Source organism: Paludifilum halophilum (assembly GCF_002245355.1).
GTDB classification, from domain to species: domain Bacteria; phylum Bacillota; class Bacilli; order Thermoactinomycetales; family DSM-45169; genus Paludifilum; species Paludifilum halophilum.
The window spans coordinates 1-1,108 of record NZ_NOWF01000032.1; the positions used below are offsets into that span (position 1 = coordinate 1).

Here is a 1,108-nt window from a genome sequence, read left to right on the forward strand (position 1 = left end):
AGATGGTTATTCATCGGGGGAAGAATCCGGCGTGTGGTCTTCAATACCTTCAGACGATACTGATCATTGTGGACTCCCGCAAATGAAAACCCCATTTACCTCCCCCCCTTTCTTAAAACCTGGATTGCCGCTGAAGCAGTCGCCAAAACTCAGTCGCGACTTTTTGTATGTCTGCCTCTTCTCGAATGACCATGTTTTCTATGTTGATCAAGGGCCGATCAACCACTCCTGGGGATGCAGTTGCGGATGGCCCGGTTACAACTACATCTTCGGAAGTAGAAATAGCTGTCTGTGCCATCTGACCAGATACCCGCCGGATGTCCCCAAGCATCGACTCAATCCCAAGCGCAAACCCTTCAGCGGTGTCCGCCCCCAGGCCCATCATGACTTTGGACGGCGATGCAATCCCAAGCGCTCCTTTGATCCGGTTCTTGATCCCGTCCGCGATCTCTCTTGCTTTCCGTAAAACCGTGTCTTTCAGGCTCACGATCCCATCAATCAGCCCCTGGATGATGTCCTTTCCGATCTGCTTCAGGTCGATGTTCCGGAAGAAACTCATCACTTTGTCCCAGATATTCCGAATCGTAGTTCGGGCCGATTCCATTCCGGTACGGATGATCTCCTTCAATTTTTGCCAGGCCGTGCTCACTCCGTTTCGAACAGCAACCAATGCGCCACGAAAGATGTTTTTGATCGCTTCCCACGCTTGCCGCAAGGCCCCTTTGATGTTTTCCCAGATCGCGATGGCATTTGCTTTCAAGCTTTCGAAATCACCGGTGACCAGATCGATCAGCAGGAGCAAAGCCCCCAGAAAGATATTTTTGATGATCGTCCATGCCGCAGTGAAAAATTGCTTCAGCCCCTCAAATACAGTCATGACCCCTTCTTTCATGCTGTTGAAAACATCAATAAACGGTTGTAGGATCGTCATAACCCCTTCAACTATTGCGTCCCATACCGCATTAGCCGTCGTTTTAATCCATTCCCACGTCTGCGCCAACCACTCCTTGATTGCACCCCAGACCTCAATTGCTTTCGCCTTGATGGTGTCCCAGTTTGTCCAAAGTGCCGCACCAATCGCGATTAAGGCTACAATGGCACCAATGAT

General features: G+C 50.5%; 1 protein-coding gene. It reads right to left on the reverse strand.

The features are described 5' to 3' along the window. Window positions 1–112: 112 nt before the first annotated feature. On the reverse strand, window positions 113–1,108 hold a 996-nt coding region (locus CHM34_RS19485), incomplete at its 5' end, for a phage tail protein (RefSeq protein WP_439116348.1).